The organism is Aeromicrobium sp. (genome assembly GCF_050700635.1).
Classification (GTDB): domain Bacteria; phylum Actinomycetota; class Actinomycetes; order Propionibacteriales; family Nocardioidaceae; genus Aeromicrobium.
In genome coordinates, this window is the sequence record NZ_JBOHDT010000080.1 from 1 (window position 1) to 5994 (window position 5994).

Annotated in this window: 8 protein-coding genes; 6 read left to right on the forward strand and 2 right to left on the reverse strand. The window is 69.6% G+C overall.

Annotated features, from left to right (window positions below; genetic code table 11):
* From ACRDPN_RS06180 to ACRDPN_RS06195, 4 genes are all read left to right on the forward strand, one after another.
* A partial coding sequence (locus ACRDPN_RS06180; RefSeq protein WP_431446498.1) for a cupin domain-containing protein occupies window positions 1-367 on the forward strand: 367 nt, incomplete at its 5' end.
* A 38-nt stretch (window positions 368-405) separates the two neighbouring features.
* Window positions 406-1014, forward strand: a complete 609-nt coding sequence (locus ACRDPN_RS06185) for a hypothetical protein (protein WP_431446499.1) — start codon at window positions 406-408, stop codon at window positions 1012-1014.
* Between the two features lie 10 nt (window positions 1015-1024).
* Window positions 1025-1942 (forward strand): quinone oxidoreductase family protein, encoded by a 918-nt coding sequence (locus ACRDPN_RS06190; protein ID WP_431446500.1) that lies wholly within the window; start codon window positions 1025-1027, stop codon window positions 1940-1942.
* 16 nt (window positions 1943-1958) lie between these two features.
* Entirely contained in the window at window positions 1959-2705 is a 747-nt protein-coding gene (locus ACRDPN_RS06195; RefSeq protein ID WP_431446501.1) for an HAD-IA family hydrolase, read from the forward strand.
* Window positions 2706-2713: 8 nt separating this feature from the next.
* Here ACRDPN_RS06195 and ACRDPN_RS06200 read toward each other — a convergent pair whose 3' ends face one another.
* Window positions 2714-3565, reverse strand: a complete 852-nt coding sequence (locus ACRDPN_RS06200) for an alpha/beta fold hydrolase (protein ID WP_431446502.1) — start codon at window positions 3563-3565, stop codon at window positions 2714-2716.
* Between the two features lie 58 nt (window positions 3566-3623).
* On the opposite strand from ACRDPN_RS06200, the gene ACRDPN_RS06205 reads away from it, so the two are divergent.
* The gene (locus tag ACRDPN_RS06205; RefSeq protein ID WP_431446503.1) at window positions 3624-4226 is read left to right on the forward strand and encodes a TetR/AcrR family transcriptional regulator; all 603 of its coding nucleotides are present in this window, start codon (window positions 3624-3626) and stop codon (window positions 4224-4226) included.
* Between the two features lie 5 nt (window positions 4227-4231).
* On the opposite strand, the gene ACRDPN_RS06210 is transcribed toward ACRDPN_RS06205, so the two are convergent.
* A complete protein-coding gene (locus ACRDPN_RS06210) occupies window positions 4232-4813 on the reverse strand; it encodes a hypothetical protein (RefSeq protein ID WP_431446504.1) in 582 nt (193 codons plus the stop codon).
* A 92-nt stretch (window positions 4814-4905) separates the two neighbouring features.
* Here ACRDPN_RS06210 and ychF point away from each other — a divergent pair, with 92 nt between their 5' ends.
* Window positions 4906-5994, forward strand: coding sequence for a redox-regulated ATPase YchF (gene ychF, locus ACRDPN_RS06215; protein ID WP_431446505.1), 1089 nt, complete (start codon window positions 4906-4908; stop codon window positions 5992-5994).

Genomic DNA, 5994 nt, shown 5'->3' on the forward strand with positions numbered 1-5994 from the left:
CCTGCGCGAGGACGAGGGTTGGGTCGACATGCAGGTGCAGTACCTCATCGACGAGCGCCGCGCCGGCTCGAAGCACCTGGTCGTGGGCCGCACCGTGCTGCCGCCCGGCGCACGGCACGACCGGCACGCGCACCCCGACGCCGACGAGTTCCTGGTCGTGATGTCGGGCCACGGCGAGATCCACACCAACACCGGGATGGAGCCGTCGAAGGCGGGCGACGTGATCTTCACGCCGCGCGGCAATTGGCACGGGTACGTCAACACCTCCGACGAGGACGTGCTGCTGATCTGGGGGTGGAGCGGCGCCGGCTCGCTGGCCGCCGCGGGGTACGCCCTCCCGGAACCTGACGAGAGGTTCGACGACTGAGCGGCATCGACCCGCGCATCCTGCGCGGCACCACGCGGATGCTGGCCCGGCGACAGGACGAGCTGGATGCCGGAGCAGCGCACCTCGGTTGGAAGGTCGGGTTCGGCTCTCCTGCCGCGATGGCGGCGCTCGGCCTCGACCGTCCCCTGGTCGGCTACCTGACCGCTGGTCGCCGGCTGGGGTCCGGGGCGGTGGTGCCGGTGGCGGGCTGGAGCCGGGGCGTCATCGAGGCGGAGATCGCGGCGTACATCGGACCGGGGCTCGCCGTCGAGGGGTGGGGGCTGGCGGTCGAGCTCGCCGACGTCGACCATCCCCCGGACAACGTCGAGGAGATCGTGGCCGGCAACATCTACCACCGGCACGTGCTGCTCGGCGACCGCGTCGCCGCGCTGCCCGAGGAGCGCGGGGTCCGGGTCCGGCTCGACGGTGACGAGGTCGCGGCGACGTCAGATCCCGACGAGCTGGTCGGCGAGCTGGGCTGGGTGCTGGCGACGACCGCCTCGACCCTGACCGCGGCCGGGAATGAATTGCTCCCCGGCGACGTCGTTATCACCGGGTCGATGATCCCTCCCATGGACATCGCCCCCGGGCAGCTCTGGGAGGTGTCCGCGCCCGGGCTGGGCTCGATCGCCGTCCGGCTGACCTGAGGAGGCACACATGCCGCAACGCTGGGTCGCGACGGCACCCGGAGGGCCGCAGGTCCTCGCCCTCGAGAAGTACGACGTCCCGCCACCCGGCCCGGGCGAGGTGACGATCGAGGTCCGCGCCGCGGGGGTGAACCCCGCCGACATCAAGCACATCGGCCGCGGCGACCCCGCCGACTTCCCGATGCCGGTCGGCTACGAGGTCGCGGGCGTGGTCACCGCGCTCGGCCCTGGCACAGCGTTCTCCATCGGCGACGAGGTGGTCGCATACCGGGTGACCGGTGGTTGGGCGACCGCGCTGACGGTGCCGGCTGCCGACGTGTTCTCGAAGCCAGCTCGGTTGTCGTTCGAGGCGGCCGCCAACCTCCTGCTGGTCGGCGCCACCGCGTCGGAGATGCTCGACGTCACGGGGGTCGCGGCGGGCGACACGATCCTCGTCCACGCCGCGTCGGGAGCCGTCGGCGTCAGCGTGCTGCAGCAGGCGGCTCTCCTCGGTGCCCAGGTGGTCGGCACGGCGAGCGAGCGCAACTTCGACGTGGTGCGCCGCTACGGCGGCATCCCGGTCGCGTACGGCGACGGCCTCGAGCAGCGGGTCCGCGACGCCGCCCCCGACGGCGTGGCGGCCGCCCTCGACTGCATCGGCACCGACGAGGCGGTCGACGTATCGCTCGCGGTGGTCGCCGAGCGTTCGCGGATCGTGACGATCGCAGCCGGCCACCGCGCGGAGCCCGATGGCATCCGCCACATCGCGGGCGCGAAGCCGGCGAGCAAGGCCTATCGCGACCGCATCCGTCCGCACCTCGTCGCGCTGGCCGCCGCCGGGCAGCTCGACGTCCCGGTTGCCCGCACCTACCCGCTCGCCGACGCGCTCGACGCAGTGGAGGTCGTCCTCGGTCAACATCCCGGCGGCAAGCTCGCGCTGATCCCCTGACGAAAGGACGCAACCCGTGACCGACCTCGACCTCACCGCATTCAAGGCGCTCAGCTTCGACTGCTACGGCACCCTCATCGACTGGGAGGCCGGACTCAGCGCCGTGCTCGTGCCGTGGGCTCTTGAACAGGGACTCGACCTGCCTGACGCCGACCTCCTCCTCGCGTATGGCGACAACGAGTCGACCGTCCAGAAGGAAACCCCCGCCGCGCTCTACCCGGACGTGCTCGCCACCGCCTTCCGCCGGACCGGAGACACGCTCGGCCACCCGGTGAGCGACGCGTGGGCGAAGCGGCTGGGCAGCTCGGTTCCGAACTGGCCGCCGTTCCCCGACTCCGCGGACGCTCTGGCCCGGCTGGCTGAGCACTACCAGCTGATCATCTTGTCCAACGTGCATCGCGACGGCTTCGCGGGCAGCAACAAGCACCTGCGCGGCGACTTCGCCGCGATCATCACCGCCGAGGACGTCGGCGCCTACAAGCCGGCCGAGAACCACTTCCGCGCCTTGGACGCGACGTTGCCTGGGCTCGGCGTCGACCGCACCGAGCTGCTCCACGTCGCCCAGAGCCTGTTCCACGACCACGTCCCGGCCAAGCGCGAGGGCCTGCCCTCGGTGTGGATCAACCGGCAGCACGACCGTCCCGGCTGGGGGGCCACCCCCGAACCGTCCGGCGAGTGGTCCTACAGCCTCGAGTTCGGCTCGATGGGCGACTTCGCCGACGCCGTCGACCAAGCCTTCACCGGCACGGACGCCACGAGGTAGTTGGAGCGTCAGCCGCGGGCGTAGGACACGGCGCGGATCTCGTCGGCCACGAGCTCGGGCTCGTCGAGCGACAGGAACGTGCGGCCGCCGGGAACCTCGACGACCTCGGCGTTGGGCCCGAAGGCGTCCTTCAGCCGATGGGCGAACTCGATCTTGAAGAAGCGGTCGGCCGCTCCCCACACCAGACGGACCGGCTTGCCGAACGTGCCGAGTCTGGTGGAGACGTCGACGAGTTCACTCGGCTTGATGTTGCTCACGAACCGGGACGTGTCGCGTCGGACGCCGGCATCCTCGAGCAACGGCGTGATCCATCGGCGTGAGAGCTGCGGATCGAGTGGCTTGTCGACGAGGCCACCGAATCCGATCACCGAGTGGCGCAGGAATCGCGGACGCATCGACTCGCCCATGAGCCGCAGGCGCCACGGTTTCCGCCCGAGTTTGAGGAGGAAGTCGAACGGTGCCGGCGGGAACTGGTCGAACGCGTCGCAGTTGGTGAGCACGAGCCGGCCGATCCGCGTGTGGTCGGCGTCGAGCACGAACTGGCACAGCGCGCCGCCCGTGTCGCTGCCCACGAGCGTCACGTCGTGGAGGTCGAGGGCGGTGAGGAAGTCGATGATCAGCTGCGCCACTCCGCGCGGGGACTGGTCGGCGTCCGGCTTCAAGGCGATGGTGTGCGAGCCGAGCGGCAGGTCTGGTGAGTACGACCGGATGCCTTGGGCGGCGAGGAGGTCGGTGACGCCGGTCCAGAGCCCGTGATCGACGAGGAAGCCATGGATGAGCACGACCGGGGGCGCGTCACTCTCATCGGGCCCGGCAACGTGGTAGCGAATCTGTCCCTGAGGGAGGTCGATCGTGGGCATGGCGCTCCTTGGCGGGGTACGGTGTGATCGTGTTCCGACTAACATACATACAGTCTGTATGAAAGGCAAAGTGCGCACCCAGGCCCAGCGGTCCGCCGCGACCAGGGACGCGCTGCTCGACGCAGCGCGTCCGCTGTTCGCCGCTGACGGTTTTGGACGCGTCAGCGCCGATGCGATCGCGAAGGCCGCCGGCGTCACGCGAGGCGCGATGTACCACCAGTTCGCCGACAAGACCGAGCTGTTCGCCGCCGTCTTCGAGGCGGTGGAGGCCGAGGTCATGGAGCGCATCGGCACCTCCGTCGCCGATTCGGGGAAGACCGACCCCATCGAGCTGATGAGGCTCGGCGCGCGAGCCTGGCTCGACGCGTGCGCCGAGCCGGCCGTGCACCGGATCATCCTGGTCGAGGCGCCCTCGGTGCTCGGCTGGGAGCGCTGGCGCGAGGTGGGGATGCGCTACGGGATGGGTCTGGTACAGGGACTGCTCGAGCACGGGATCGAGTCCGGGCGCGTCCCGGCGCAACCCGTGGTCCCGCTCGCCCACGTGATGATCGGCGCGCTCGACGAGGCGGCGCTGTTCCTCGCCCGGTCGGACGGATCGGCGCGGGCGCGCAGTGAGGTCGACGACATCGTCGACCGGCTGATCGACTCACTCACCTCATAGGAACGCTAGGCCGAGGCGAACCAGGGGTCCCGCAGGTCGTAGTACCTGACGTCGCTCATCAGGGTCTGGAACTCCTCGGGCGGGTCGGTGTTCTTCTCGCCCTCCCGGGCGCTCGCCTCGTCGGTGAAGGCGACCGTGTTGATGAACGTTCCGTCGTCGGTGATCCCCATGGTCCCGCCGATGACGTCGGGCCGCTGCTGGCGCAGGTCGTCCGAGTCGTCGGTCATGGCCGCCTTGAGTCCATCGACGTCGTCCGTCCGGCCCTGGATGATCTGGACGAAGCCGGCGTCGTCAGACCCACCCTCCAGCCAGACCGTGACGTCGTCGCAGTCGTAGAAGGTCGGCGGGCCGTCCATCAGCGCCGCCATCCTCTGGGCCATGGCGTCGGTCTCGGGCCGCGCCGAGTTGGCCATGGCCTTCTCCTTGGACTCGAACCGGACGACGCCGATGAACGTGTCGTCGTCGGTGAATCCGTACGTGCCGCCGAGGAAGCCGTATCCCTCGTTGGGTAGCTCGCCCCATTCCTCCATCAACGCGCGGACCTCGTCTTGCCGGGTGCTCTTGGACTGGATGACCTGGATGAACATGGTTGCCCTCTCCGTCGGTGTCGACTCGACGCTATTCCTCCACGGGCACGCGGTCCACAGGTTTGGAAAACCAACATCTAAGGTTGGTCCACGTGGCACTCTCCATCGGCATCGTCGGTCTCCCCAACGCGGGCAAGTCGACTCTCTTCAACGCTCTGACCCGCAACGACGTCCTCGCCGCGAACTACCCGTTCGCCACCATCGAGCCGAACGTCGGTGTGGTGGGTGTGCCAGACGCCCGGCTGCCGGTCCTGGCCGGCATCTTCGGATCGGCCAAGATCCTGCCGGCCACGGTGCAGTTCGTCGACATCGCCGGCATCGTCCGCGGCGCGTCCGAGGGCGAGGGCATGGGCAACGCTTTCCTGTCGCACATCCGCGAGTCGGACGCGATCTGCCAGGTCACCCGGGTGTTCCGCGACGAGGACGTCACGCACGTCGACGGCGAGGTGTCGCCGGCCGACGACATCGAGACCATCTCCACCGAGCTCGTCCTCGCCGATCTCCAGACCGTCGAGAATGCTCTCCCGCGGCTGGAGAAGGAGTCCAGGCGCGACCAGTCGCTGGCCGCGCAGCTCGCCGAGACGCAGAAGGCGCAGGAGGCGCTCGCCGCCGGCACAGGCATCTTCCAGTCCGGCCTCGATGCCGGCCTGCTGCGTGACTTGCACCTGATGACCGCCAAGCGGCAGCTGTTCGTCTTCAACTGCGACACCGACGAGCTGGCCGACGAGGACCTCAAGGCGCGCATGCGCGAGATCGTCGCGCCAGCGGAGGCGATCTTCCTCGACGCCAAGAGCGAAGCCGAGCTCGCCGAGCTGGGCGACGACGAGGAGTCCGACGAGATCCGCGCCGAGATGCTCGCCGACATGGGCGTCGAGGAGCCAGGGCTCGACGCGCTCGCCCGCGTCGGTTTCGACACCCTCGGCCTGCAGACCTACCTGACCGCCGGCCCCAAGGAGTCGCGTGCCTGGACGATCCGCAAGGGCGCCACGGCACCCGAGGCCGCCGGCGTCATCCACACAGACTTCCAGCGCGGCTTCATCAAGGCCGAGATCGTCTCCTTCGACGAGCTCGTCGCCGCTGGCTCCATGAACGCCGCCAAGGCTGCCGGCAAGGTCCGCATGGAGGGCAAGGACTACGTCATGTCCGACGGCGACGTCGTGGAGTTCCGCTTCAACGTGTGA